Here is a 23622-nt window from a genome sequence, read left to right as displayed (position 1 = left end):
ACCGTAGCAACGTTAGGGAGTCCTGCGCCCCGGATGCCAGCTCGACACGTTGTAGAGCTACTCTGAAAGACGTGAAGGGTCTTGGCGAGCTTGAGCGCAGCATCATGGACATCCTCTGGGCGGAGAGCACGGCGCTGACCGCCCGCGAGGTCGGCAAACTCATCGCCGACCGCGATCTCGCACCCACGACGGTCATGACCGTTCTCGACCGCCTCACCCGCAAGGGCTTTCTCGAGCGCACCCGCGACGGCCGCGCGTGGAGATATCAGCCGGCCGAAAGCCGCGACGCATACATCGCCGAGCTTATGCTGGAGGCGTTGGACCTGACGGGCGACCGATCGGCCGCCCTGACCCGCTTCGCCCAAGCCGTGTCGGGCACGGAGGCGGAGATCCTGCGCAGAGCCCTTACGGAGCTGGAGGACGAGTGATCACGGCAGCGGTGCTGGCAGCGCTCGCGTTGGCGTGCGCGGTCGGCTCCTGGCGTTTCACCACGGCCCGGTGGACCTCCCGCGCCCCCAGGCTGGCCATCATCGTCTGGCAGTCACTCGGCGTGTCCTGGGGCCTCGCCACCACGGGCGCCATGCTCGCCTTCGCCGTCCAGCCTTATGGCACCGGCGTGATCCCCGGGCTCGTCGCGTTCGCGCGCGGGGAGACGCCCGCGCAGGCGTGGGACCCGCTCCACGTGCTGGCGCTGATCGCCGGGCTCACCGCGCTCGCGGTGCTGGTCGCGGTGCTGCTCACCGCGGGCGTGCAGGCGCTGCGGGCCCGCCGCAGGCACCGCATGCTGCTCGCGCTGATCTCCCACGACGACCCGGGCGTGCCGGGCGTGCGGGTGCTCGACCATCCCAGCGCCGCCGCCTACTGCGTGCCAGGGCTGCGCTCGCAGGTCGTGGTCAGCGAGGGCGCGCTCAAGCTGCTGTCGGAGGACGAGCTGGCCGCCGTGCTCGCCCACGAGGCGGCCCACGTACGCGAGCGCCACGACCTCGTGCTGCTGCCGTTCGCTGCGCTGCGCAGGGCGCTGCCCTGGTCGAAGGTGGTGGCCGACGCGCAGGCCCAGGTCGAGCTGCTGATCGAGATGGCCGCCGACGACCGCGCCCGCCGCTACTGCTCGCCGCGCCGGCTGGCGACGGCGCTGCTGCGCTTCGGCGCGTCAGGGGCGATGCCGACGCCCCACGGCATGCTCGGCGTCCACGTCCACAACGTCATGGCCAGGGTCGATCGCCTGGTCAAGCCGCTGCCCGAGCTGACCATGACGGTCCGTTCCAGCTACATCGCCCTGTCTGTGACGTTGGTCACGAGCGCTCCGCTGCTCTGGTTCTTCCAGCTCTGACGCTTGCAGGTGTTAACCACTCTGTTTGCAATTGCAAGCAGGGCGAGGCAGACTATGAGGCATGGCACTACCCAAAGTCGGCTCGATCGGTGAATACATCCGCGATCAGCGGCAGCAGGCGAAGATCTCGCTGCGCCAGCTCGCCGCGGCGGCAGGGGTGTCCAACCCCTACCTGAGCCAGATCGAGCGCGGCCTGCGCAAGCCGAGCGCGGAGATCCTCAACCAGATCGCCAAAGGTCTGCGCATCTCCTCGCAGGCGCTCTATGTGCAGGCGGGCCTCATCGAGGACCGTGAGCCGCCGAGCGACGTGCTCACCGCGATCAGAGCCGACTCGCATCTCAGCGAACGCCAGCGCCAGGTGCTGATCGACATTTATGAGTCGTTCCGCAAGGAGCATCCCGCCGAGGACGAGCAGACCTCCCAGAATGCCCGCCCCCGGCGCGACGCCGATTCGGACGACGAGCCGCTGCCCGAGGAGTTTCTCGCCGCTCTTGAGCCCTATGCGGCGACCTCACGCAACGGCAACGTCACCCAGGAAACCAAGGAAGGTTAACCCATGACGCTCGCCACCGAGGTCAAGAAGCTCACCGAGTCCAAGCCGTTCTACGCCGTGGCCGGCGTCGGCGACTTCGCCGTGGAGAAGCTGCGCGAGCTGCCCGAGCAGCTGCAGAAGCTCCAGTCCCGCCGCTACGACCTGGCCAAGGACCTGCCGGTCAAGGCCCGCGAGTACGCCGACAAGGCCGAGGGCATCGCCAGGGAGCTGCCCGAGAAGGCCCGCACGTACGCCGACACGCTCACCCACAAGGCGACCGAGGCCTACGAGGAGTTCGCCACCCGTGGCCGCCGCGTGGTCAGCAAGACCACCGGCGAGGCCGCCCTTGAGCTGGAGGAGGTGTCGGTGGCCGCCGAGCCGCCCGTCGCCGAGCCGGTCGAGCCGGTCAAGAAGCCGCGCGCGACCCGTACGTCCGGCACGGGCAAGGCCCCCAAGGCCTGACCCATGCCCGCGGCCCGTCTCCCAGCGCGGAGGCGGGCCTTTCCTTTCCGGGGTGCCCGCGGGTCGGGGGTGCCTATTAGGCTGAAGCCGTTTGGTTCGCGGCGTTGGGCGGAGACGACTACATGAACATGATCTACGGGGTCTTCAACCTCCTCTTCCTGGTGCTCGCCGTGGCCATCCTCGGCATGTCGGTCTACGCGCTGGTGCACGCGCTGCGGGTGCCGGCCAACGCCTTCGTCGCGGCGGGCAAGCTGCAGAAGAACCTGTGGCTGCTGATCCTCGCCCTGGCCACGCTGTTCTCCGCCGCCGGCGCGCTGAGCTACTTCCAGGCGTTCACGATGGTCGGCGGCAGCGGGTTCCTCGGCATCGGGCTCGGCATCTTCTCCATCGCGGCCGTCATCGCGGCCACCGTCTACATCGTCGACGTGAAGCCGGCCGTCAAGGGCATGGGCGGCCGGGGCAACAGCGGCCCCTACGGCCCCTGGTAAGCCCTCTGGTGGGCTCTCAGTTCGCCGGCCAGCCAGGCGGCCAGCCGTTCGTGGCCGGCGCGCGTCGGGTGGATGCCGTCGGGCAGCACCGCCTCGCGCGGCCACGTCCTGAGCATGGGGTCGAGGAAGGGCACCTTCCCCGCCGCGGCGGCCTGGGCGAGGGCGTCGCGCACGCCGTACGCGCGGCGCGGCGGGTCCTCCAGCCAGATGGGGCCCACCATGACCGTCCTGGTCTCGGGCCAGTGGGTGCGCACCTGGGCGAGCAGGGCGGTCGCGGCGCGACGCACGTGGTCGGGGCTCCAGCGGCGGTCGTTGTGGCCGCCGGAGATGACGAGCAGGTCGGGGGCCGGCCGCCAGGCCAGCTCCAGTTCGTACGAGCGCTGGAATGTGCGGCCCGCCCGCCCGGCGTTGCAGAAGCCGGTGCCGCTCGCGCCGGCGATGATCGGCTGCCAGCCCATGAGCCTGGCGGTCTGGGACGCGTAGCTCTCCCAGCGCGGCACCGGCCCTGACCCCACGGCGAAGCTGTCGCCCACGAACATCAGCACGGGCGCGGGCAGCCGCGCCCCGAGCGGCGGGTCGGCGACGTCGCCGCAGGCCGGCAGGGCCAGCAGCACGAGGACCGCGGCGCTTCGCGTCAGGCTCCGCATGACCACCCCAGGGCACTAGGCTGCCGATATGAGCACCGATCTCCACGGACGCACGCAACGACTGGAGTTGTCCGACCAGAGTCTGCGTGACTTCGAGGCCGTCGTCCTGGACGCCACACCCGAGGGCATCGTGCTGAGCAGGTCGGCATTCTATCCAGGTGGGGGCGGCCAGCCGGCGGATCACGGCGTTCTGATCTGGCAAGGCGTCGAAACCCGCATCGTCGGAGTGCGCAAAGGCGACGATCTCTACCTGATTCCGGCGGAGGACGATCCGATCCCGCCGGCCGGCACGGTCGTCAGGGCCGCGGTGGCCGACGAGCGGCGCTCTGCGCTCATGCGTACGCACTCCGGCCTGCACGTGCTGTGCGGCGTGGTGTTCAGGGACTACGGCTGCCTGGTCACCGGCGGCAACATGGACCCGCTGAGCGCCCGCATGGACTTCAACCTGCCCGAGGTGCCGCCCGGCTTCAAGGAGGCCGTGGAGCACGCCTGCAACGCCGAGATCGCCGCCGACCGGCGCATCGACGTACGGGTGCTGCCGAGGGCCGAGGCGTTCGCCATCCCCGACATCGTCCGCACGGCCACCAACCTCGTGCCCGAGAGCGTGCAGGACGTCCGCATCGTCGACATCGTCGGCCTCGACACCCAGGCCGACGGCGGCACCCACGTCGCCTCCACCAAGCAGATCGGCCGCATCGAGGTGGCCAAGGTCGAGAGCAAGGGACGCGGCTTCCGCCGCCTGCGCATCCGCATCGCCGACTAGCCGACCACCTTCTCCAGGCCGTCGAGCAGCGGCGTCAGGCCGAACTCGAAGAGCAGGTCGAGGTCGAGGTCGAAGTCGTCGCCCAACTCCTCGATGAGCCGGGCGAAGGCGGGATGGCGGCCCGACGCGGCGAGACCGAGCAGGGCCGGAGACTGCGCGTCCATCCACTCCTCGGCGCTCATGCCGGTGTGGGCGCGGGCCCGCCGTTCGAGCTCCAGGTTGGCCGCCATGCCCTGCACGTAGCTGAAGAGCAGGGTGTGCACGTGCATCTTGGTCACCGGGTCGAGGCTCGTGCCGGTGAGCGCGCGCATCGCCCACTCGGTGTGCTCCAGCAGCGCCGGTGAGGGCATCGGCCGGGTCAGCGAGGTCGTGCCGGCCACCCATGGGTGGGCGCGGTAGACGGCCCACTGCGTCCTGGCGGAGATCTCCATCGCCGCCCGCCAGCCCTCGGGCGCCTCCCGCGGCAGCGGGAAGTCGCCGATCACCGCGCCCACCATGAGCATGACCAGGTCGTCCTTGCCGCCCACGTGGCGGTAGAGGGACATGGTGGCGACGCCCAGGCGGGTGGCGAGGCCCCGCATGGTCAGCTCCTCCAGCCCGTCCTCGTCGGCGATCTCGACGGCCGCCCGCACGATGCGCTCGCGGGTCAGGTCGTGCTCGTGCGACGCCGGCCTGAGCTTGGGGGTGCGGCTCTCGGCCACGACGGTGCCCACCCTGGGCTCGGCGACCACGACGCCCTCTCTGGCCAGCAGCGTGAGCGCCTTGGCGGCGGTGGCCAGGGCGACGTTCCAGTCTCTGGCGAGCTGCCTGGTCGAGGGCACGCGCTCGCCTGGGCGGAGCCTGCCTTCCGCGATGCGCCGCTTGATGTCGGCGGCGATGCGGGCGTGGGGCGGGACCGCGTCGGCCATCGGCTCTCCTCCTGTACTAGTACAGATTCTCCCTACTATAGCTTGCTACCTGCTGTATGTACTGCGTACATTCACGTTTGCGTACAACGTCAACAGCAAGGAGCGACACCATGAGAGTCCTCGTTTCCGGTGCGGGTGTGGGCGGTGCCGTGCTGGCCCACTTCCTCGGGCGCGCGGGGGCGGAGGTGACCGTGGTCGAGCGGGCGCCGACCCCGCGCGAGGGCGGGCAGGCCATCGACGTCAGGGGCGCGGCGCTCACCGTCGCCGAGCGGATGGGGGTGCTGGACGAGATCAGGGGCCTGCGCACGACCATGCGCGGCATGTCCATGGTCGACGGCCACGGCACCGAGCTGATGCGCGACACCGAGCAGACGGTCAGCGGCGGCCGGTTCGACAGCCCCGACGTCGAGATCATGCGCGGCGACCTGGTCGCCGCGCTCACCGCAGCGAGCCCGGCCCGCCGCGTCCACGGCGACTCGATCGCCACCCTGACCGAGGACGGCGAGGTGACGTACGAGAGCGGCGGCCACGACCGCTACGACGTCGTCATCGGCGCCGACGGCCTGCACTCGAAGGTGCGCGCGCTGGCCTTCGGCCCCGAGTCGCGGTATGTGCACCACCTCGGCCAGTACATCTCCATCTTCACCGCCGACAACTTCCTCGGCCTCGACCACTGGCAGACCTGGTTCACCGAGGGCGAGGCGGGAGGCGTCGTGTTCAGCGATCGCGACCCGGCGCGGATGCTGGTCAACCTGGGCTTCGCCGCCGAGCCCTTCCCGTACGACCACCGCGACGTCGAGGGGCAGAAGCGGCTGGTGCAGGAGCGCTGCGCCCACGTGTGGGAGGCGCCGAGGCTCCTCGACGCCATGTGGAAGGCCGACGACTTCTACTTCGACGCCATCGCCCAGGTCAGGATGGACCGCTGGAGCACCGGGCGGGTGGCGCTGGTCGGCGACGCCGGCTACTGCGCCTCGCCGCTGTCGGGACAGGGCACGAGCCTGGCGATGGTGGGGGCGTACGTGCTGGCCGAGGAGCTGATCGCGGACCCGCTGGGCGCCTGGGAGCGGTACGAGCGGCGCCTGCGGCCGTTCGTCGCGGCCAACCAGGCGCTCGCCCTGGAGAACCCCGGCGGGCCCGCCTCCCCGGAGAGCGTGCAGCGGGCGGCCAACGCCATCACGCTGGACTGACGGTACAAACCGCTACGATGTCCCGCCATGACGGGTTTCAGACTCACGTTGACCGCCCTCGCGGCCACCGCTCTGACGTTGACCGCAGCCTCAGCCGCGGCCCCGGCCGCAGCGGCGCAGGCCGGGATCACGGACGAGGTGACGATGACCCTCGGCAAGGACGGCACCCTGCACGTGGTCGAGAAGATCGGCGGGGCGTCGGGAGAGCTCAAGCGGACGTTCCTCACCAGGACCCGCTACGACGACACCAGCGACCGCCTGTACCAGATCGCGAACGTCAAGGGCGGCACCCTGTCGGGCGACGTGCTCACCGTGGCGGGCCAGACCGTCGAGTACGACGTCAAGGGCGCGGTGACCCCCTCGGGCGACGTCGACGAGCTGCGCTGGTTCGCGGTCGGCGGCTGGAACCAGCCCGTCACCAAGGCGACCGTGCACGTCCAAGGCCCCGGCCAGATCCAGAGCCTGTCGTGCTTCGCCGGTGAGCTGACCTCCGCCGTCGGCTGCACCTCGGCCTCGATGAACCACGAGGCCACCCAGGCCGACTTCGAGCAGGACGACCTCGCGTCAGGCGAGACGCTGACCGTCGTCGTCGGCTACCCGGAGGGCGTCACGGGGGCCGAGCCCATCCTCGACCGGCGCTTCTCCCTGTCGGCCGCCTTCACCCTCGACGCCATCACCGGCGGCACCCTGACCGGCCTGCTGGTGCTGCTGCTCGGCGGCATCGGGCTGCTCTACTGGACGCGCGGGCGCGACGCCAGGGCCGCGGGCCACGACGGCGGCCCCATGGCGGCGGTGCAGAACGGCCACTTCACCCCGCCCGACGGCGTGCGGCCCGGCCAGATCGGCACGCTGGTGGACGAGCAGGCCGACGTCGTCGACGTCACCGCGACCATCGTCGACCTCGCCGTCCGCGGCTACCTGCGCATCGACGAGCAGCCGCGGCAGACGTACGACGCGCCCGACTGGATGCTCGTCAAGCTGCCCAGCGCGCCCGTGGACGCGCTCCTGCCCTACGAGCGGGCGCTCTACGACGCCGTCTTCGAGGGCCGCGACCACGTGCTGCTGTCGCAGCTGTCCGGCTCGTTCGCCAGCCACCTCGGCGAGGTGCGCGACGCGCTCTACGCCGACGTGGTCAAGCAGGGCTGGTTCGCCCGCAGGCCCGACACCGAGCGCACCCGCTGGACGACGCTCGGCGTGGTGCTCATCGGGGTGGGCCTGCTGGCCACCGTCGCGCTGGCCTGGTTCACCACGTACGGGCTGCTCGGCCTGGCCGTCGTCATCGCGGGCGGCGCGCTGGCGGCCGGCGGGCAGTACATGCCCGCGAAGACCGCCAAGGGCTCGGCCGCGCTCGCCCAGACGATGCGCTTCCGCCAATATCTGTTCTCCGGCGAGCTGGGCGACGTGCCCGAGCAGCACCGGGTGGAGCTGTTCTCCCGCTACCTGCCCTACGCTGTGATCTTCGACGGGGTCGAGCACTGGTCGCGGGTGGTGGCCTCCGTCACCGGCAACGGGCAGCGGGCCGACAACCTCTACTGGTACCACGGGCCGGCGGAGTGGGACCTGTCCAAGTTCGCCGGGTCGATGCGTACGTTCACCACGACGACCTCGGGGGCCATCTCCGCCACCCGCCAGTTCCGCAGCCTCTAGCGCACCCGCAACTCGCCGACCGGGCGGCCGCCGCCGAGCACGGCGGGGGCGCCCAGCTCGGCCAGCTCGGGCGCGTCCAGGCCGAGCGAGCGCAGCGCCGCCACGGTGACCGCGACGCGGGCGCGCGCCGAGCCGTCCTCGATCTTGACCGTGCCGGCCCGGCCGTCCTCGAACGCGAACGCGTCGAACGCCTCGGCCCCGGCCTTGAGCATCAGGCCGGGCAACGCCCGCATCAGCTTCGCCTCGGGCCGGTCGGTGCCCGACGTCCACTCCGGGTAGGTGCGCATCGAGTCGAAGATCTTGCGCTCGTACGCGTCGGGCGACGACATCGGGAACGCGCGGAACGCCTTGGTCACCCCGAGCATCGAGACGAAGAACAGCGGCGCCCCGCACCCGTCCACGCCCGAGGCGGCGACCCGCTCGCCGGTCAGCTCCTCCACCGTCTCCCTGATCGCGCGCTGCAGCGGATGCGCCGGCTCCAGGTACGTCGTCAGCGGCCAGTCGTTGAGCGCGCAGGTGGCCAGCATGGCGGCGTGCTTGCCCGAGCAGTTCATGTAGACCCGCCCGCGCTCGGTCACCGCGCGGTCGAACGGGTAGTCCTCAGGGCACAGCAGAGCCGACTCGTCCAGCCCCGCGCCCGCCAGGATCTTCCTGACGCCCTCCACGTGGAACGGCTCGCCCGAGTGGGAGGCGCAGGCCAGCGCCAGCAGCTCGTCCTCCAGGTCCAGGCCGGCCCGGAGCATGCCGAGCGCCTGGAGCGGCTTCATCGACGACCGTGGCGAGGCCGGCACGTGCACCGCTCCCCTGGTCTCGACCGGGCGCCCCGCGGCGTCCACGGTCAGCATGCGGGCCAGGTGAGTGGACTCCACGAACCCGGACCGGACGACTTCCACAACCATCGACATGTTCTTAACCCCTTTCGACACGAGTGTATGGAGGCGTTTGACCTGGTCCAGAATGGGATCCCATGCGAGCAGTCGTACAGAGAGTCAGGTCGGCCTCGGTCGAGGTCGAAGGACGCACGGTCGGGGCCATCGCGGAGCCCGGCCTGCTGGTCCTGGTGGGGGTCACGCACACCGACACGCGCGCCGAGGCCGCGAAGCTCGCCGCCAAGCTGTGGGGGCTGCGCATCCTGCACGGCGAGAAGTCCTGCTCCGACGTGTCGGCGCCGCTGCTGGTGATCAGCCAGTTCACGCTGTACGGCGACGCCCGCAAGGGCCGCCGCCCCACCTGGCAGGCCGCGGCCCCAGGACCGGTGGCCGAGCCGCTGGTGGACGCCGTGATCGAGGAGCTGCGGGCACTCGGCGCGCACGTGGAGACGGGGGTGTTCGGGGCCGACATGCAGGTGTCCCTGGTCAACGACGGCCCCATCACGGTCGTCCTCGAGTTTTAGCGGATGCGGCGGCGCAGCGACGGATCGATGCTGACGTTACGCCCCGCGTCCGGCGGCACGACGACCTCCTGGGCCGCCGCCACCCCACCGGCCAGCAGCGGCGCGTCGATCGGCACCGTGCGCTTGACCACCGCGAGCGCGATCGGGCCCAGCTCGTGGTGGCGGGCCGCCGAACCCACCACGCCGACCTCCTGGCTCTCGAAGATCACCGGGGCGCCGTGCGGGGGCAGCGTGTCGACGCTGCCGTCGAGGTGCAGGAAGACCAGGCGGCGCGGCGGATGGCCGAGGTTGTGCACCCGCGCCACCGTCTCCTGGCCGCGGTAGCAGCCCTTGCTGAGATGCACGGCCGCGCCGATCCAGCCCACCTCGTGGGGGATCGTCTTGTGGTCGGTCTCGAACCCGAGCCGCGGCCGGTGCGCCTCGATGCGCAGCGCCTCGTACGCCCACAGCCCCGCCAGCGGCCGCCCGAGATGCTCGGCCAGCTCGGACCGCGGCACCAGGAAGTCCTCGGAGGCCGTGGAGAGCACCGCGAGGTCGTCGGCCCGCGACACCTCGACCCGCAGCATGAACCGCATGCGGTCGAGATAGTCGATCAGGCTCTGCCCGGTGCCCGGCTCGACGTGGGCGAGCATGGTCTCGCCGTCGTCGACCAGCGTCAGGTGGTGCTGCACGCGGCCCTGCAGGTCGAGGTCGAGCGTCTGCGTCCACTCGCCCGGGCGCAGCGTGTCGAGCTTTTGCGAGGTCAGGTCGTTGAGCCATTTCAGCCGGTCGGCGCCGGAGATGCGGACGACCTCGCGGTTGCTGCGGTCGACGACCGCCTCTCCCTTCGCCAGCGCGCGCTGCTCGGCGAACAGGTCGCCGTAGTGGGCGGCTACGTCGGAGTCCGGCGCGTCGGCGGCGACTGCGCCGGGGAGATCGAGCAGAGGGCTACGCATGCCTTCCAGGCTATCCGCCCGGCCGGTCGCGTTCTCCCCGGGTCAGCGGCAGTCGCGGCAGCGGCCGAACACGGTCAGATGATGGACGTCGGCCACGAAGCCCATCTCCTGGTCGAGCCCCTTCACCAGGCCCTCGGCCAGCTCGGGACGCACCTCGAACACCTGGTCGCAGCCCCTGCACACCAGGTGCACGTGGTCGGCCTCGGCGGCCAGGTGGTAGGTGGGGGCGCCGTGGCCGAGGTGGGTGTGGGTGACCAGGCCCAGCTCCTCCAGCAGCTCCAGCGTGCGGTAGACGGTCGAGATGTTCACGCCGCGCGCCGTCTCGCGCACCTTGACGCAGATCTCCTCCGGCGTGGCGTGCTCAAGCTCCTTGATGGCCTCGAGGACGAGCTGACGCTGCGGGGTGACCCGGTAGCCCTTGGCGCGGAGTTCTTCGTGCCACTGCGTCTCCGTCATGCACCGAGTCTATGCCGCGACGATATTCACTTGCCCGTTTCGCGGCGGACCGCATAGCTTCGTTGGTACGCGGAAAGGAGGTGGTCCGAATAATGGTTAGTCATAGTCGGGCTAGCGAGGTGGTTGTCCGCTGACCTCGCGGACTGTTGTCTCGTGACGTCAGCGAATACGAGGCAACCACCGGGGCCCCTGACAGCCGGAGGGCGGGACGTCTGATCCCGGCCATTGGTCCATCCGGCCCGCCGCACAGCGCGACGGAGTGTTGTCCGGGGCCCTTCTTCATGCCCGCCCTCGGCCGGAGCCTCAGTGCTCCCCGCGGGCGGGCATTCCCAGCTTCTCGCACGCCTCGCGGTAGAGCCGCACGACGGCCTTGCGCACCTGGGCGCGCTCGGTCAGCGTCTCGCCCCACGGCACCCGCACCCGCTCGCCGCCGTCGATCGTGAACGTGATCGCCTCGGCGTCGACGTCGCTCGTGACCGCGGTGCCCGCGTCGGGCCTGCCGCCCAGGCCGCGCACGATGAGCAGGCCGTCCTCGGCGTGGTCGTCGTTCATGTGCCGCTTGATCGCCTCGACCACGTCAGGGGTGAACGGCGTGCTCATCAGGCGACCTTCTTCAGCTCTGCCGACATGTGGTCGGTGAGCGGGTGGCCCACGGCGGCCATCTCGTAGGCCCACATGAGGTTGCCGTTGACCAGGCCGTAGAGGCGGTGGCCCGCGGTGTACTCCTTCGCCGAGGCGGTGCGGGCGACGACGTCGGTGCGCAGCTCGATCTTGTGGAAGACGACCTCGCCGATGTAGATCTCGACGATGCCCGTCGGGTGGGAGAGCACGACCTCGATCTGCCGCTCGGGCAGCGAACGCCAGTAGCCGGTCTCCGTGGCGAGCGGCCTGACGCGGTTGCCCGCGTCGTCGAGCAGCCAGGTGCGGCTCACGTAGGTCAGGAACGGCTTGCCGTTGTGGCCGAACTCGATCTCCTGACCGAAGTTGAAGCTCTCGATCGTCGGGTAGCCGCCCACGCCGGCGCCTTCCCACCGCCCCAGCAGGAACGCGATCGGCTCCAGGCCGGGGTGCAGCTCAGGTTCTTCCATGGTGTCCAAGACTAGTGGCGGCGACCGGTGGCGGCGGCGGTGCGGGGCGTTAGGGTGGCGGCATGGCACGATCACTGGTGATCAAGGTGACCGCGGGGGCCGACGCCCCCGAGCGCTGCAACCAGGCGTTCACGGTCGCGGCCGCCGCGCTCGCGAGCGGCGTACCCGTCTCCCTGTGGCTGACCGGGGAGTCGTCGTGGTTCGCGCTGCCCGGCCGGGCCAAGGAGTTCAGCCTGCCGCACGCCGCGCCGCTCACCGACCTGCTCGACGCCCTGCTCGCGGCCGGGCGGGTGACGCTCTGCACACAGTGTGCCGCCCGCAGGAACATCACCGTCGACGACCTCATCGACGGCATCCGCATCGCGGGCGCGCCGGCGTTCGTCGAGGAGGTCACGGCCGAGGGCGTCCAGGCTCTCGTCTACTGAGTCGGCTACTGGTCGCCTGACGGCAGGGGCTCGCCGGTCTCCAGCAGGGTCTTGAGGCTGGAGACGATCTCCGGCCAGCCCTGGCCGACGCCTTCCCTGATCGAGCTGCCCGGCTCGAACCCGCCGTGCACGACGGTCAGCTTGACCAGCTCGCCGGCCTGCTCGATCTCGAACGACACCGTCGAGCGCGCCTCCTTGGCCATCTCCTCCCGCCCCTCCGGGCTGAGGCCGACGAGCTCGGCGAACTCGGGCGTGATCGAGTGCCACGTGTACGCCAGCCGCCGGTGCGGCTCCGAGGCCACCACGACCTGGTCGGGGTCGGCCATCCTGACGCCCTTGTACGTCCAGGTGACCGCCGACCCCTCCCGCCAGTCGGACTCCAGCTCGACCCCCCAGTAGCGCCGGGTCCAGGCGGGGTCGGTGAGCGCCTGCCAGAGGCGCTCGGGGGTGGTGCGGATGTAGGTCGTGTAGACGACGTCCTGATCCATGGGACGTTCCTCCAAGGCCGTCTTGAGGTCCGCCAGGGCGCCTGCCCGGTGGCGGTCGTACCGGTTGATCCAGCGTTCGGCGATGGCGTTGATCGGTACGGCGTTGAGGAAGTGCAGCTTCTCCCGCCCGCGCCGCACGGTGGTGACCAGATTGGCCTCCTCCAGCACGGCGAGGTGCTTGCTGACCGACTGCCTGGCCATGTCGAGCCCCGCGCACAGCTCGCGCAGCGTCTGCCCGTCGCGGGCGTTGAGGCTGTCGAGCAGGCGGCGGCGGCTGGGGTCGGCCAGCGCCCTGAACACGTCGTCCATCGTTTCGCCATCCTGACATGCAGCCGTTCGGCTGCCTATCACCAAAATAGGCAGCCAGATAGCTGCCTGTCAACAGAGGACACACGACGGCCCGGCTCCCAGGCAGCGGGAACCGGGCCGAGCGTCGAGCTGATCAATCAGTGTTGCTGCTGGAGGACCGTGGTGAGGCGTTCTTGGCGGAGGGCCTCGTAGCGGGTGTCGTCGAGGGGGGCGAGGTCGCCCACGCGCCAGGACAGCAGCAGGTCGGCCAGGCCGGGGTTGCGGGCCAGGGCGGGGCCGTGGAGGTAGGTGCCGACGACGTGGCCGGCGTAGCAGCCCTCGAAACCGTCACCGTTGCCGGTGCCGACGATCGTCTTCGACAGCGGCTTGACGCCGGGGCCCAGGCGGGTGACGCCCATGTGGTTCTCGAAGCCGGTCAGCGTGGGGATGTTGAGCGCGGCGTCCACCTCGGCCACCAGCTCGCCCACCGCACGGGCGGGCCCGCGGACGCTGGAGATGTCGAGCAGGCCGATGCCGTCGACCGGCTGCCCCTCCTCGCCGCCGAACGTGCTGCCCATGATCTGGTAGCCGGCGCACACCGCGAGCAGCGACGCCCCCCGCGCGACGGCGCGGTGCAGGCCGCCGTCCTTGCGCAGGCGCCCCGCGGCCAGGATCTGCGGGCGGTCCTCGCCGCCGCCGATGAGGTAGATGTCGCCGGTCTCGGGCACCGGGTCGGCCGAGCGTACGTGGATCGTCTCCGTCTCGATGCCCCGCCGTTGCGCCCGCTGCTCCAGGACCAGCACGTTGCCCTGGTCGCCGTAGGTGCTCAGCAGGTCGGGATAGATCCAGACGATGCGAAGGGCGCTGTCAGACGGCACGGCCGAACTCCGATCGGATCTGCTGGAAGGCGGTGTAGTTGGCGATCACGTCGACCCGGCCGGGCGGCTGCATGGCCAGGGCCTCGTTGAACGACTCGCACAGCGTGAACGGCACCTCCGCCACGTCGAGCCGCAACGCCAGGTCGAGCCGGCGCTGGCCGGTGACGAACACCGGGCGCCCGCGCAGGATGCGGTAGTCGACGTCCCACAGCCACGAGGTGTCGCGGCCGTCGGGGCCCTGCGCGTTGACCGACAGGATGATCGGCAGCTGCGGGTCGGCGACGTCGAACGCCTCCAGCCAGCCCGCGGGGTTCTTCGCCAGCAGCAGCCTGGCGTGCCGGCCGTCGCGCTCGACCGTGGTGTAGCGGCCCGCGACGGAGGTGACCTCGCGCAGCCGGGGCAGCGCCTGCTCGACCGGCAGTCCGAACGCCTCGGCCACGGCCAGCGCCATCACCGCGTTGGAGCGGTTGGCCTGACCGGGAAGCTGGATGTCGAGCAGCCACCGCTGGCCGCGCGGGTCTATCGCCGCGTCGTCGTCGACCACCCACTGCGGCTCAGGACGGTGGAACGTGCACTCGCGGCACGCCCAGTCGGCGTCTTTGCGGTCGAGCGGGCCGCCGCACTCGGGGCAGCACCACGAGTCCTCTTTCCAGCGCTGGCCGCCGGCCACCCAGGTGACCTTCGCGGCCGTGGAGGCGCCCCAGGTGACGAGCGGGTCGTCGCAGTTGGCGATGACGTGGGTGGGCTTGCCGGACAGCGCCCTGCGCCACTTCTGGGCCAGCAGCCAGATCTCGGCCGCGCGGTCCATCTGGTCGCGGCTGAGGTTCATCAGGCAGACGACGCCCGCGCCCGTCGTGTCGAGCACCTCGGGCAGGTATTTCTCGTCGACCTCCAGCACGCCGTAGGGGGCGCGCTTGTGCTGGGAGAGCGCCGAGACGTGGCCGGCCGGCATGTTGGCGCCGAACGCGTTGGTGGCGACCTCGCCGAGCTCCAGCAGGGCCGAGGTGATCAGCCGGGTCGTGGTGGTCTTGCCGTTGGTCGCACTGACCAGAGCCAGCTTGCGGTCACGGGCCAGCTTGCGGAGGAGGTCGGGCTCAAGGAGCAGACCGACCCGCCCGCCGATCACCGATCCGTCACCGCGCCCTGTCATCCTGGACAGCGTGGCGGCACTGCGTCCCAGGGCGCTGGCGAGCTGGGCCCGCAGAGGAAGCTGGGTCATGTGCATGGATCCTAGTCCGGGTTACCGCCTGGTTCGGAGGGGCGCGCGAAAACCCCGCCCGGTTTGACCGCCCATGCGAAGGTTCACCCTGCGCGATCCCCGGTGTGCCGCAGGCGGCCGGCCTCCGGCGCCCTGTGCCGGGGCCGGACGCGGCACTCAGCGGCGTCCGGCAGAGCTCACGGGGACGGGGTGCTGTAGGCGGGAGCCGCGTTCAAGGGCGCCCCGGTCGGCTCGGCGAAGGTGATCTCGGGGGCGCCGCCCTGCTCGAACGGCAGCACGAACCGGCGCGGCCACGACAGCACGCCCTCCAGCCAGCCCGCCCCCATGGTCTGCCCGACGTGCCGGATCCTGGCCGCCGCCTCGACCCCGATGGCCACGGTCAGGATGTCGCCCTGCACGCTTTCGTGCTCGTCGTCGCCGAGTATCACCCGCCAGGCCAGCTCCCTGTTGTGGTCCACCTCCATGGACAGCGGGTGGTGGCGCAGCGCCTTGGCCCGGTGGCCGAGCAGCTCGGTGTGGCCGAGGTCGCCGGTGCCCGCGGACGGGCGGAACAGGGCGTACTCCATGGGCGGCGCGGGGCTGCGCAGGTTCGGGGCGGGGTGGCCGTACGGGAAGAGCCGCTCCACCTCGTGCAGCCAGCGCACCTGCGGGATGACCCACGACGCGCCCGGCCGCTCGCCGCCGCTGTCGAGCCCGCCGAGCAGCCGGCCGGCGGCCTCCGCGGCCTTCTCGGTGAGCAGCGAGGGGTCGAACCACGTGCGCAGCGACCAGGCGCGGCGCTGCACGCAGCGCTCGATGAGGGTGGCGAGCAGGCACTCCCTGCGCCGGGGCGGCAGGTCGCCCCAGGCGGCCGACAACGCGCGCGGCACACCGGGCAGCGGCCGGTTGCTGACGAAGGCCAGCACCACCGTGTCGCACCAGATCCGCAGCCAGGCCCACTCCTGCGCCCCGGCGAGCACGTCGGCCTCGCGCAGCTCGACCAGCGTGCACGCCTGCCCGGTACGGCACTGCGCCCCGCACGCGGCCGACCTGCGCCCCCTGATGGGCGGCGGCGGCCCGGGCAGCACCTTCTCCCGCGACTCGCCCAGCGGCACCCGTACCCGCAGCGGCCGGTCCATGCCGTCGGCGAACACCGCCGCAGAGCCCGGCTGCAGCGAGACCACGTGGCGTGACTGCTCGTCGCTGAGGTTCATGGCGGCGCCGACGAGCCGGCGGTCGTCCTCGGCGGGCAGCCGGTGCACGACCTTCAGCGCGGTGTTCTTGACCACGTCGGTGACGAGCTTGGTGGGGATCTGCTCGGCCACCACGATGCCCTCGCCGTACGCCCTGATCTCGGCGAGCAGCCCGGCCAGCAGCTCGACGGCGTGGGTGGAGGCCCGGCCGTGACCGCGGTCGCGCAGCAGCCGGTGCGCCTCCTCGATGACGATGACGTGCCGCAGCCCGGTCGAGCGCTCGCGGCGGGCGCGCATGCGCAGGTGCTCGACGATCCGGATGATCAGCGTGCCCATGAGGAACGCCTTGTCCTCGTCGTTGGCGACGTCCTCGATGGCGAGCACGACGTCGCGTTCGAGCAGGCCGCCGATGTCGGCGGGGTGACCGCCCTCGAAGAAGCGCCCGGCGGAGCCGACGCGCAGGGAGCGCAGCCGCAGCGAGATGAAGCCCTCGACGTCGGCCTGCACCTCGCGGCCGTAGCCGATCTCCTTGATGACGTCCATGGCGTGCTGCTGGAGCTGTTCGAGGGTGGGGACGCTGGGCGGGACGTCGGAACCCGGCACGGCGCCGCCGGTGACGACGTCCCAGCCGGTGGCCTCGTAGACGCGCTGCAGGGCCAGCGACATGATCTGCGGGAACGGCTCCTCGGCGTCGAACGCGGCCATGAACAGCGCCCTGACCATGTCGATGTGGGCCTGGACGGGGTAGCCGGGCTCGGGTTCGAGCGGGTTGACGCTGAACGGCACGCCGTCGGGGGCCGAGGGGTTGATGACGGTGACCGGGTCGGGGACGCGGCCCGCCATGGCGGCGTACTCGGACTTGGCGGGCTCGATCGCGAGCCACGGGATGCGGGCGCGGCTGAGCTGCTCCAGCAGGTGGCGTACGGTCTGCGACTTGCCCGAGCCGGTCGCGCCGGTGACGAACGCGTGCCGGTTGAGCGTGGCGAGCGGCACCCGGAACATGCCGACCCCCCGGTCCTGGCCGTCGAGGATCTCGCCGAGCAGCAGCTCGCCGCCGTCCCCGTTGCCGTCGGACTCCGACGTCACGTCGAAGAAGCCCGACTCCAGCACCCGCACGCCCGGCACCTCGCGCCGGGGCAGCCCGGCCAGCGCGGCCAGCGCGCCCGCCGTCGCGGCGAAGGGGGCCGCGGCGCCGTCGGCCGGGTCCTGCATGGTGATGGCGAGCGCCTCGGGCAGCGCGTACGCGGCCCCGTGCGAGCTGCGCAGCCGGTACGGATGATGGCTCATCTCGACCGACCCCACGAGCACGGGGGCGATCTGCCGCAGCTCCTCGGCGGTGGCGCCACCGGCCAGCACGCGCACGTTCCACAGACCCGCCTCGCGGAAGGCGTCCAGCTCCTGCATGCGCCGCTCGGCTCGCTCCGCGTCGAACCGGGAGCGCTCGGAGGCGTCGCCGTACTGACGCAGCACGTTGAGCTGGGTACGCAGGTGCGCCACCTCGGCGTCCAGCAGATCGGTCGGCTCGGCGACCACCAGCCAGGCGAACGGCCGCGACATGAGCGTGACCAGCGTCGACTCGAACAACGTGGGCCGCCTGAGCTCGTCGGGGTCGAACTCGCGCCCTCTGCTGCCCAACGGCGGCGCCTGACGTCCGGGACACGGCGTCCACACCAGGTCGGCCAGGTCGGCCAGGTACTCCTCGTCCAGCCGCATCCCGCGCGCTCCCCCTGGGAACAGCAGCGGCTGCGGCCCGCTCGGATGGTCGGGCAGGTCGGTGGACCTGCGCGGCTGGCGCGGCGGCGACAGCGGTCCCGCGTTCGTGATCAGCTCGAGCGGCGCCCCCGATCCACGCGACAACCACCCGATCACGAAAGGCCGGTCACGCTGCGCCGCCGACAACACCGCGGGAAGCACGGTGACGAAATCCCATTCCGCCGACGAGCTTCGCGAGGGTGCTGCGATCGACTGAATTCGATACCAGGGCCCGCTCAACGCGACGCTCGGCTGCATTTCAATCCCCCACAGACGGTTCGTAGTTAAATTCCGCCAACCGTCAGCTCGTCACCTTGACATTGACCATGTCATTGCCTGCCCTTGCGCCAGTCCAGGCGCGGCGGTGGTGGCCCGAGGTTCGGCGGCGGCTCTCCGTCGCCGTCGCCGGCCCTGGGGTCGAGTGCCAGCACCGCCTCGCGGACGTCCTCCAGCTCGCCGAGCGTGGTCTTGGGGAAGGTGAGGATGGCCGGGTTCGCGTCGGCCAGGCGGACCCGGCGCCCCTCGGCGGTGGCGTCCGTGACGATCACGGACGTGGTGGGGAGTTGCTGGAGCTGGTGCGGCTCGACGAGGAACTCGCGCGAGCGCTGCAGCACCCGCTCCTTCTCGGAGATCTTGTCGGCGGTGCGCCCCCACTCGGTGGACTCGGTGATGTCGCCCGCGAGGTCGGGCGCGTGCTCGTCGCGGTCCTCGTGCTCGTCGTCGACCTGGGCGATCGTGGAGGTGTAGCCGCCGTCGAGCCCCGGCAGCGAGTCGCTGATCGTCTCGGTGAGCTGGGCCAGCTCGAGCCGGTGCTCGGTGCCGACGTGCTCGCTGGCCACCCGGGCGTCCTCGGCGTTGCCGAGCCGCATGAACGCCACCGCCGCGTGGCCCCTGCCGAGCCGCTCCCTGACCGTGGGGGTGAGCGAGCGGTAGGTGAGGACGAGTCCCGTACGCGAGGTCTCGCAGGCGTCCATGAGCCGGTCGAGCACGTCGCCTCTGAGCTTGTCCGCGCCCGCCACGATGATCGTGTGGTACCAGGGCCGGTCGGAGGCGGGCGACTGGCGCAGGATGTGGGTCAGGGCCGTCGCGACGTACGTGCCGAGCACCCGGTTGCCGAACACGCCCGCCTGCCGGTCCATGCTCACCACCCGCAGCCGGGCCGGCGGCAGCCGCACGGCCTGCGTGCCGAGCGACTCCAGCTTGCGCAGCTGCGACTCCAGCGCCCAGGCCCGCTCGATCACCACCCGGTCGCTCACCCCGCGCCCGAACAACGTGCCGATGCGTTCGAGCTGGCTGGCGGTGATCAGCCCGAACCGCAGGTCGTCGCGCGGGTCGCCCACCTGCGCCAGGGCCCGCAGCGCGGCGGTGACCTGGCTGATGGTGGCGTTCTCGCCGAGCACCTCGAGCACCCGCTCCAGGATCGCGTTGTCGAAGCTGAGGTCGCGGGTGGTGCGGTGCTCCTCGCTGACGCTCACCACGTGGGCCAGGACGTCGGCGAACGCCTCAGGCTTGAGCGTGGCGCCCAGGTCGAGCCGCGGCAGGTCGACCGGCAGCACCCACACCAGCGGGTCGTCGCCGCCCTTGCGGGCCAGCTCGATCAGGTCCTTGGCGATCGCGCCCTCCGACAGGTCGAGCACCGTGAGGTGGCCGCCGCTGTAGAGCCGGGTCGCGCCGATCAGCGTCACCAGCGCCGACCAGCCGGGTAAGGTGCCGCCCGCCACGTCGATGCGGTCGATCTCGTCGGGCACCGAGACGGCGTACCAGGTCAGCTGCCTGTCGTGGCGCTCCTTCGACTCCTGCCACTCGCGGTAGCGCTGGGCGTGCTCCTCCTGCGCGCGGAACAGCTCCTTGTCACGTTCCTGACGTCGGCGTTCGTCCTTGGCCTGCTGTTCGAGGACCCGGTACCTGACCGCGCGGTCGCCCTGCAGCAGCGCGTAGCTGCAGATGCCCGCCACGCCGCCGGCCGCGACCAGCCCGAGCAGGGCGAAGGGCCAGGCGAGGTAGCCGGACAGCGCGGCGCCCAGGATGAGCACGGTGAGGACGAGCATGAACAGGCGGACGTGGCGTACCGGCCGGTTGAGCATGTCCTCCAGCTGCCGCTCGCGGCGCAGCAGCTCGGACGCGGCGGGGTCGGGCTGCTCCTGCGCGGCCGCCTCCTCGCCCGGCGAGGGGCGTTTGGGCGGCGGCCCCGGGTCGGGATGGAGCAGGATGTACTGCCAGCCCAGGTAGATGCGGTCCGCCTGGAGCTGGGCATGCTCGGGATGCACGTCCGCCACGTGACCCTCCGGCCGCCGATATGTCATTAGGTGTAGGGCTCAGCCCATTCCCGCTCCGTGACAGCGTATGAGCTAGAACCACCGTAGCGGCAGGGTTCTCGGCAATTTGACCAGTCCGATGGGAGCATTGCGGCAGATGAGACGAACGGGAGCTATTACCATCCTTACCCATGACGGAACCCTCCGGCGACCGCACTGACAAGCCCAGACGCCCGGTAGTGGTGCCCGCCATCGCCCTGACGGCTCTGACCGTCATCGGCATCACCGCCCTGCTGGGCGGCCTCGGCGAGGCTCCCGAGGAGGTCGAGCCGCTCAGCCCGGGCGCCGTGCTCGACCAGGGCCTGTACGACACCAAGTTCGTCGGGTCACGCTTCAGGGTCGAGCGGGCCCAGAACACGTGGGACGAGGACAAGCGCTTCCTCGAACTCGTCTTCGACGTCACCAACAAGGGCGACGAGACCCTCCCCGTGGGCTCGCCGCCCGCCAAGCCCGAGCAGGCGTTCACGTCCACCACCTTCGCCGGGTCACTCGTGAAGATCACGCCGGCGTTCAAGGAGGAGTGGGGGCCGTCCGTGTTCGCGCTCAGCAAGGGCGGCGAGACCCGGCAGCTGCACCCCGGCGTGACCAGCGAGGTCGTCGTCAGGTACCGGCTGCAGGACGGCGAGCAGGTGCCCGACAAGGTCACCCTCGACGTGGCCTCCTTCGAGGAGCGCGAGAGCTTCAACAACGCCCGGCTCGAGTGGACCATGGTCACCGAAGAAGCCGGCGAGCGATCCCTGCGGCCCGTCATCAAGGCCCGCGTGACCCTGCCGGTGAAGAAGGGCGGCACGGCATGACCCTCACGGATCAGCGCTCGGAGGCCGTCCCCGGCCGCCAGTCCAGGCGGGGCGGCCGGCGCCGTGGCCGCGGCTCCGGGGTCGCCGGCGTGGCCGCCGGGCTCGTGATGCTGCTCGCCGCTGTCGGGCTGCAGACCAAGGCGCTCGGGGGCACCGTCAACGACCCGCTCAGCTACACGGGCGGCAAGGGCGAGGTCGTGGACGCCCAGCGGTTCTCCGTACGGCTCGACTCGTTCACCACCGCCAGGAAGATCCAGCTCTCCGACACCGAGACCATCGAGACGGGGAACGTCTTCCTCGTCGTCCGGGCGTCGGCCAAGTCCAGCATGAAGCCGTACCACCTGGGACAGCCCGACCTGCTCACCCCCGACGGCGTGCGGTTCGCCGCCACCGACCGGGTGGACAGGCAGAAGACGCTGGCCAACGTGTGGGTGCAGCCGGACATCTGGGTCAGCGGGCCGTTCTTCTTCGAGGTCCCCGCCGGTGCGCTGCCGGGGGCGCGCGTGGTGTTCAAGCTGCCGCCGCAGGCGGGGGCTCAGGAACCGTACCGGCCTGAGGTCGAGATCGATCTCGGCCTGGACGAGGCGGCGGCGCGCAAGCTCGCCGACTCGCCGCAGGACGTCTACTCGATCGTTAAGAAGTGATCTCAGGATGAGCACGAACGACTGGTTCTCGCCCCGCAAAGACCCCAAGCCCGACCCCGACCCAGAACCCACCGCAAGCCCCGCCGCAGGACCCGCCGTCGGGCCCGCCGCTGGGCCCGGCCCTGGGCCTGGTGGCATTGAGCCTGGCGCTGGATTCGGCACTCGACCTGGCGCTGGGCCCGGCGTCGGGCCCGGGTCCGACGTCCCGCCGCAGTCGGCCCATGAGCAGGCCCCTGGCAAGGGCCTTCCGCCGGGTCCCGGCATGCGCGGCGGCCTCCCCGGCCGCGCGTCCGGCCAGGGCGCCCCGTCCGCCTACGACTGGTCCCCGTCCGAACACGACTGGGCTCCCGGGAACGCCCCCACACCCCAGCCCCGCCGCCGCCACGCCGCCCCTGACCCCTCTGCACCCCACGGCCATCCGGCCGAACCCGCCGGCTGGGCTCCCAGAGGCGCCTACGACCCCGCACAAGCGCCCGCACAGGCCCCCCGCCCCCCGCAGCCAAGCGGCCCCTCCTACGGCGCAGACCAAGCCTGGAGCGCCGCACACCCCGACGCCCCTCAGCAACCCTGGGCCGGCCCACCGACCGACACCCCTCCCCCCACCCCTCACCAGGGCCGGGCCGGCACGCCCGCCTACGCCCCCGAGCACGGCTGGGGCGGCGCTCCGGCTGAAGCGCCCAGGCCTGCCCAGGCGCCGGCGGGTGACCCCGCGTTCGGGCCCGGCGCCGCGCCGGCGGTGCCGGGTGGTGCCGGCGCCGGGCGGAGCGGCGGCAGGCACTCCGGTGGGCCCGCCCACGGCGAGCAAGGTTCTGAGGCGGCGTTCGGGCAGAGCGACGGGCGCGGCTTCGGCGAAGGGCCCGGCGACCAGCGGGGGTCCGGGCGTGGGCGGCGGTTTGGGCCGGGGGCCGGGCCGCAGGCCGGTGAGGTGCGGGGGCGGCGGGCCACCAATGATCAGCAGGTGTGGCCGCCCGCTCCCCGGGAGCCGGTCGGCGGTGCGACGCAGCCCATTCCCGCTGTCAGGACGGCCGGGCCGCCGCCGCAGTACCGGCCGGGCGCCCCGGCTCAACCGCCCATCCCCCCGCCCGTCGCCCCGCCCATGGCGGTGGGAGCGCCCGGTCTCGCGGCCGGAGAGGGACAGTCCTTCGCGCAGGGCGCCCCGGGCGCTGAGCCGTTCCCCGGCCCCGAAGCGAGCGGGCAGGGGCCGGTGGAGAGCACCGGGGCCCAGGGTGGGGGCAGGTCGAAGCGGCGTACGGCGCTGGTGGCCGCGGCGGCCGTGCTGGCGTGCCTGCTGACGACCGCCGCACAGACCTACGACGGTCACGTCTTCTACGAGAAGACCACCGAGAAGGAGACGAAGGAGATCCTCGTCGCGGCGGGCCAGGCGGGCAAGGTGAACGGCGTCGAGTGGAAGGCCGCACTGTCCCGCACCGACGCGCCCCCGGACAGCTCGCACGGCCCCGAGGTGACCTGGCTCAAGGTGGACATCAGCCGGAAGGTCGTGGACAAGGGCAGCGCCACGATGGTGGCGGAGCCCACCGACGTGCAGGTGCAGGACCGCGCGGGACGGATCTGGACGGCGCCCATCGAGGCGGTGGGCGACCGGCCGACGGACCGGCTCGTGGTGGGCAGGGAGTACAAGATCCAGGGGCTGGCGATCGTGCCGACGCCGGTGGCGGACGAGGTGGAGCTGTCGTTCCGGCCCAGCAACTACCGTTCGGACACCCCGACGGACGAGCTGTTCACCCGCGAGGGCGCGGAGAAGCTGGTGCCGGACGTGGAGGTGCTGCGCTTCAGGCGCCGCTGAGCCG

25 protein-coding genes are annotated in these 23622 nt (G+C 71.7%); 13 read left to right on the top strand and 12 right to left on the bottom strand.

Annotated elements, in window-relative coordinates:
* The first annotated feature begins 71 nt into the window (after nt 1-71).
* The 5 genes from AB0K18_RS23285 to AB0K18_RS23265 all read left to right on the top strand — a co-directional run bounded on the left by AB0K18_RS23285 (nt 72) and on the right by AB0K18_RS23265 (nt 2812).
* Nucleotides 72-428, top strand: a complete 357-nt coding sequence (locus tag AB0K18_RS23285; protein WP_345395304.1) for a BlaI/MecI/CopY family transcriptional regulator — start codon at nt 72-74, stop codon at nt 426-428.
* The gene (locus AB0K18_RS23280; protein WP_364917489.1) at nt 425-1330 is read left to right on the top strand and encodes a M56 family metallopeptidase; all 906 of its coding nucleotides are present in this window, start codon (nt 425-427) and stop codon (nt 1328-1330) included. Before AB0K18_RS23285 ends, AB0K18_RS23280 begins: the two co-directional genes overlap by 4 nt.
* Before the next feature lie 61 nt (nt 1331-1391).
* Entirely contained in the window at nt 1392-1883 is a 492-nt protein-coding gene (locus tag AB0K18_RS23275) for a helix-turn-helix transcriptional regulator (RefSeq protein ID WP_345395298.1), read from the top strand.
* Between the two features lie 3 nt (nt 1884-1886).
* The gene (locus tag AB0K18_RS23270; RefSeq protein WP_364917486.1) at nt 1887-2324 is read left to right on the top strand and encodes a hypothetical protein; all 438 of its coding nucleotides are present in this window, start codon (nt 1887-1889) and stop codon (nt 2322-2324) included.
* Nucleotides 2325-2446: 122 nt separating this feature from the next.
* Nucleotides 2447-2812 carry a DUF2516 family protein gene (locus tag AB0K18_RS23265; protein ID WP_364917483.1) on the top strand — a complete coding sequence of 122 codons (366 nt, stop codon included), beginning with the start codon at nt 2447-2449 and terminating at the stop codon, nt 2810-2812.
* Here AB0K18_RS23265 and AB0K18_RS23260 read toward each other — a convergent pair.
* Nucleotides 2797-3459 (bottom strand): SGNH/GDSL hydrolase family protein, encoded by a 663-nt coding sequence (locus AB0K18_RS23260; protein ID WP_364917479.1) that lies wholly within the window; start codon nt 3457-3459, stop codon nt 2797-2799. The two genes, AB0K18_RS23265 and AB0K18_RS23260, sit on opposite strands and share 16 nt — an antisense overlap.
* Before the next feature lie 28 nt (nt 3460-3487).
* Here AB0K18_RS23260 and AB0K18_RS23255 point away from each other — a divergent pair, with 28 nt between their 5' ends.
* Complete coding sequence (locus AB0K18_RS23255; RefSeq protein ID WP_364917477.1) at nt 3488-4222, top strand: alanyl-tRNA editing protein; 735 nt, start codon at nt 3488-3490, stop codon at nt 4220-4222.
* Here AB0K18_RS23255 and AB0K18_RS23250 read toward each other — a convergent pair.
* Nucleotides 4219-5130 (bottom strand): GntR family transcriptional regulator, encoded by a 912-nt coding sequence (locus AB0K18_RS23250; RefSeq protein WP_364917475.1) that lies wholly within the window; start codon nt 5128-5130, stop codon nt 4219-4221. The two genes, AB0K18_RS23255 and AB0K18_RS23250, sit on opposite strands and share 4 nt — an antisense overlap.
* Before the next feature lie 110 nt (nt 5131-5240).
* Between AB0K18_RS23250 and AB0K18_RS23245 the strand changes: the two genes are divergently transcribed.
* Complete coding sequence (locus AB0K18_RS23245; RefSeq protein WP_364917472.1) at nt 5241-6317, top strand: FAD-dependent monooxygenase; 1077 nt, start codon at nt 5241-5243, stop codon at nt 6315-6317.
* 27 nt (nt 6318-6344) lie between these two features.
* Nucleotides 6345-7964 carry a DUF2207 domain-containing protein gene (locus AB0K18_RS23240; protein ID WP_364917470.1) on the top strand — a complete coding sequence of 540 codons (1620 nt, stop codon included), beginning with the start codon at nt 6345-6347 and terminating at the stop codon, nt 7962-7964.
* Here AB0K18_RS23240 and AB0K18_RS23235 read toward each other — a convergent pair.
* Nucleotides 7961-8869, bottom strand: coding sequence for an asparaginase (locus AB0K18_RS23235; RefSeq protein WP_364917467.1), 909 nt, complete (start codon nt 8867-8869; stop codon nt 7961-7963). The genes AB0K18_RS23240 and AB0K18_RS23235 overlap by 4 nt on opposite strands.
* Nucleotides 8870-8931: 62 nt before the next feature.
* On the opposite strand from AB0K18_RS23235, the gene dtd reads away from it, so the two are divergent.
* On the top strand, nt 8932-9357 hold the full coding sequence (dtd, locus tag AB0K18_RS23230; RefSeq protein WP_364917464.1) for a D-aminoacyl-tRNA deacylase: 426 nt from the start codon (nt 8932-8934) through the stop codon (nt 9355-9357).
* Here the strand turns inward: dtd and AB0K18_RS23225 are convergent.
* The 4 genes from AB0K18_RS23225 to AB0K18_RS23210 form a co-directional block, all read right to left on the bottom strand.
* Nucleotides 9354-10292: a glycine cleavage T C-terminal barrel domain-containing protein gene (locus AB0K18_RS23225; protein ID WP_364917462.1), complete on the bottom strand. Its 939-nt coding sequence runs from the start codon at nt 10290-10292 to the stop codon at nt 9354-9356. The two genes, dtd and AB0K18_RS23225, sit on opposite strands and share 4 nt — an antisense overlap.
* Nucleotides 10293-10334: 42 nt before the next feature.
* Complete coding sequence (locus AB0K18_RS23220; protein WP_345395277.1) at nt 10335-10748, bottom strand: Fur family transcriptional regulator; 414 nt, start codon at nt 10746-10748, stop codon at nt 10335-10337.
* Nucleotides 10749-11051: 303 nt separating this feature from the next.
* Nucleotides 11052-11348 (bottom strand): DUF2470 domain-containing protein, encoded by a 297-nt coding sequence (locus AB0K18_RS23215; protein WP_364917458.1) that lies wholly within the window; start codon nt 11346-11348, stop codon nt 11052-11054.
* A complete protein-coding gene (locus tag AB0K18_RS23210; RefSeq protein WP_364917455.1) occupies nt 11348-11836 on the bottom strand; it encodes an FABP family protein in 489 nt (162 codons plus the stop codon). The genes AB0K18_RS23215 and AB0K18_RS23210 overlap by 1 nt, the downstream gene beginning before the upstream one ends.
* A gap of 62 nt (nt 11837-11898) precedes the next feature.
* On the opposite strand from AB0K18_RS23210, the gene AB0K18_RS23205 reads away from it, so the two are divergent.
* Nucleotides 11899-12261 carry a DsrE family protein gene (locus AB0K18_RS23205; protein WP_364377989.1) on the top strand — a complete coding sequence of 121 codons (363 nt, stop codon included), beginning with the start codon at nt 11899-11901 and terminating at the stop codon, nt 12259-12261.
* A 5-nt stretch (nt 12262-12266) separates the two neighbouring features.
* Here the strand turns inward: AB0K18_RS23205 and AB0K18_RS23200 are convergent, their stop codons facing one another.
* The 5 genes from AB0K18_RS23200 to AB0K18_RS23180 form a co-directional block, all read right to left on the bottom strand.
* Nucleotides 12267-13058: a metalloregulator ArsR/SmtB family transcription factor gene (locus AB0K18_RS23200; RefSeq protein ID WP_364917452.1), complete on the bottom strand. Its 792-nt coding sequence runs from the start codon at nt 13056-13058 to the stop codon at nt 12267-12269.
* 137 nt (nt 13059-13195) lie between these two features.
* Nucleotides 13196-13915 (bottom strand): glutamine amidotransferase, encoded by a 720-nt coding sequence (locus AB0K18_RS23195; protein WP_355417148.1) that lies wholly within the window; start codon nt 13913-13915, stop codon nt 13196-13198.
* Entirely contained in the window at nt 13905-15134 is a 1230-nt protein-coding gene (locus AB0K18_RS23190) for a MurT ligase domain-containing protein (protein ID WP_345395268.1), read from the bottom strand. The genes AB0K18_RS23195 and AB0K18_RS23190 overlap by 11 nt, the downstream gene beginning before the upstream one ends.
* A 176-nt stretch (nt 15135-15310) precedes the next feature.
* Nucleotides 15311-18163, bottom strand: a complete 2853-nt coding sequence (locus AB0K18_RS23185; RefSeq protein ID WP_364917447.1) for an ATP-binding protein — start codon at nt 18161-18163, stop codon at nt 15311-15313.
* A 224-nt stretch (nt 18164-18387) separates the two neighbouring features.
* Complete coding sequence (locus tag AB0K18_RS23180; RefSeq protein WP_364917444.1) at nt 18388-20334, bottom strand: hypothetical protein; 1947 nt, start codon at nt 20332-20334, stop codon at nt 18388-18390.
* Nucleotides 20335-20504: 170 nt separating this feature from the next.
* On the opposite strand from AB0K18_RS23180, the gene AB0K18_RS23175 reads away from it, so the two are divergent.
* From AB0K18_RS23175 to AB0K18_RS23165, 3 genes are all read left to right on the top strand, one after another.
* Complete coding sequence (locus AB0K18_RS23175; RefSeq protein ID WP_364917441.1) at nt 20505-21170, top strand: hypothetical protein; 666 nt, start codon at nt 20505-20507, stop codon at nt 21168-21170.
* Nucleotides 21167-21814 carry a hypothetical protein gene (locus AB0K18_RS23170; protein WP_364917439.1) on the top strand — a complete coding sequence of 216 codons (648 nt, stop codon included), beginning with the start codon at nt 21167-21169 and terminating at the stop codon, nt 21812-21814. The genes AB0K18_RS23175 and AB0K18_RS23170 overlap by 4 nt, the downstream gene beginning before the upstream one ends.
* A gap of 262 nt (nt 21815-22076) precedes the next feature.
* On the top strand, nt 22077-23618 hold the full coding sequence (locus AB0K18_RS23165; protein ID WP_364917437.1) for a hypothetical protein: 1542 nt from the start codon (nt 22077-22079) through the stop codon (nt 23616-23618).
* The last annotated feature ends 4 nt before the right edge of the window (nt 23619-23622 follow it).

The sequence above is a fragment of the Nonomuraea sp. NPDC049421 genome, assembly GCF_040677005.1.
Lineage (GTDB): Bacteria > Actinomycetota > Actinomycetes > Streptosporangiales > Streptosporangiaceae > Nonomuraea > Nonomuraea salmonea.
This window is presented reverse-complemented; position numbering and strand designations above follow the sequence as displayed.

Excerpts from the sequence above, each read along its gene's own strand:
- AB0K18_RS23275 (WP_345395298.1), top strand. The coding sequence starts at position 1,392 with ATGGCACTACCCAAAGTCGGCTCGATCGGTGAATACATCCGCGATCAG.
- AB0K18_RS23270 (WP_364917486.1), top strand. The coding sequence starts at position 1,887 with ATGACGCTCGCCACCGAGGTCAAGAAGCTCACCGAGTCCAAGCCGTTC.
- AB0K18_RS23265 (WP_364917483.1), top strand. The coding sequence starts at position 2,447 with ATGAACATGATCTACGGGGTCTTCAACCTCCTCTTCCTGGTGCTCGCC.
- AB0K18_RS23260 (WP_364917479.1), bottom strand. The coding sequence starts at position 3,459 with ATGCGGAGCCTGACGCGAAGCGCCGCGGTCCTCGTGCTGCTGGCCCTG.
- AB0K18_RS23255 (WP_364917477.1), top strand. The coding sequence starts at position 3,488 with ATGAGCACCGATCTCCACGGACGCACGCAACGACTGGAGTTGTCCGAC.
- AB0K18_RS23250 (WP_364917475.1), bottom strand. The coding sequence starts at position 5,130 with ATGGCCGACGCGGTCCCGCCCCACGCCCGCATCGCCGCCGACATCAAG.
- AB0K18_RS23245 (WP_364917472.1), top strand. The coding sequence starts at position 5,241 with ATGAGAGTCCTCGTTTCCGGTGCGGGTGTGGGCGGTGCCGTGCTGGCC.
- AB0K18_RS23240 (WP_364917470.1), top strand. The coding sequence starts at position 6,345 with ATGACGGGTTTCAGACTCACGTTGACCGCCCTCGCGGCCACCGCTCTG.
- AB0K18_RS23235 (WP_364917467.1), bottom strand. The coding sequence starts at position 8,869 with ATGTCGATGGTTGTGGAAGTCGTCCGGTCCGGGTTCGTGGAGTCCACT.
- dtd (WP_364917464.1), top strand. The coding sequence starts at position 8,932 with ATGCGAGCAGTCGTACAGAGAGTCAGGTCGGCCTCGGTCGAGGTCGAA.
- AB0K18_RS23225 (WP_364917462.1), bottom strand. The coding sequence starts at position 10,292 with ATGCGTAGCCCTCTGCTCGATCTCCCCGGCGCAGTCGCCGCCGACGCG.
- AB0K18_RS23220 (WP_345395277.1), bottom strand. The coding sequence starts at position 10,748 with ATGACGGAGACGCAGTGGCACGAAGAACTCCGCGCCAAGGGCTACCGG.
- AB0K18_RS23215 (WP_364917458.1), bottom strand. The coding sequence starts at position 11,348 with ATGAGCACGCCGTTCACCCCTGACGTGGTCGAGGCGATCAAGCGGCAC.
- AB0K18_RS23210 (WP_364917455.1), bottom strand. The coding sequence starts at position 11,836 with ATGGAAGAACCTGAGCTGCACCCCGGCCTGGAGCCGATCGCGTTCCTG.
- AB0K18_RS23205 (WP_364377989.1), top strand. The coding sequence starts at position 11,899 with ATGGCACGATCACTGGTGATCAAGGTGACCGCGGGGGCCGACGCCCCC.
- AB0K18_RS23200 (WP_364917452.1), bottom strand. The coding sequence starts at position 13,058 with ATGGACGACGTGTTCAGGGCGCTGGCCGACCCCAGCCGCCGCCGCCTG.
- AB0K18_RS23190 (WP_345395268.1), bottom strand. The coding sequence starts at position 15,134 with ATGACCCAGCTTCCTCTGCGGGCCCAGCTCGCCAGCGCCCTGGGACGC.
- AB0K18_RS23175 (WP_364917441.1), top strand. The coding sequence starts at position 20,505 with ATGACGGAACCCTCCGGCGACCGCACTGACAAGCCCAGACGCCCGGTA.
- AB0K18_RS23170 (WP_364917439.1), top strand. The coding sequence starts at position 21,167 with ATGACCCTCACGGATCAGCGCTCGGAGGCCGTCCCCGGCCGCCAGTCC.
- AB0K18_RS23165 (WP_364917437.1), top strand. The coding sequence starts at position 22,077 with ATGCGCGGCGGCCTCCCCGGCCGCGCGTCCGGCCAGGGCGCCCCGTCC.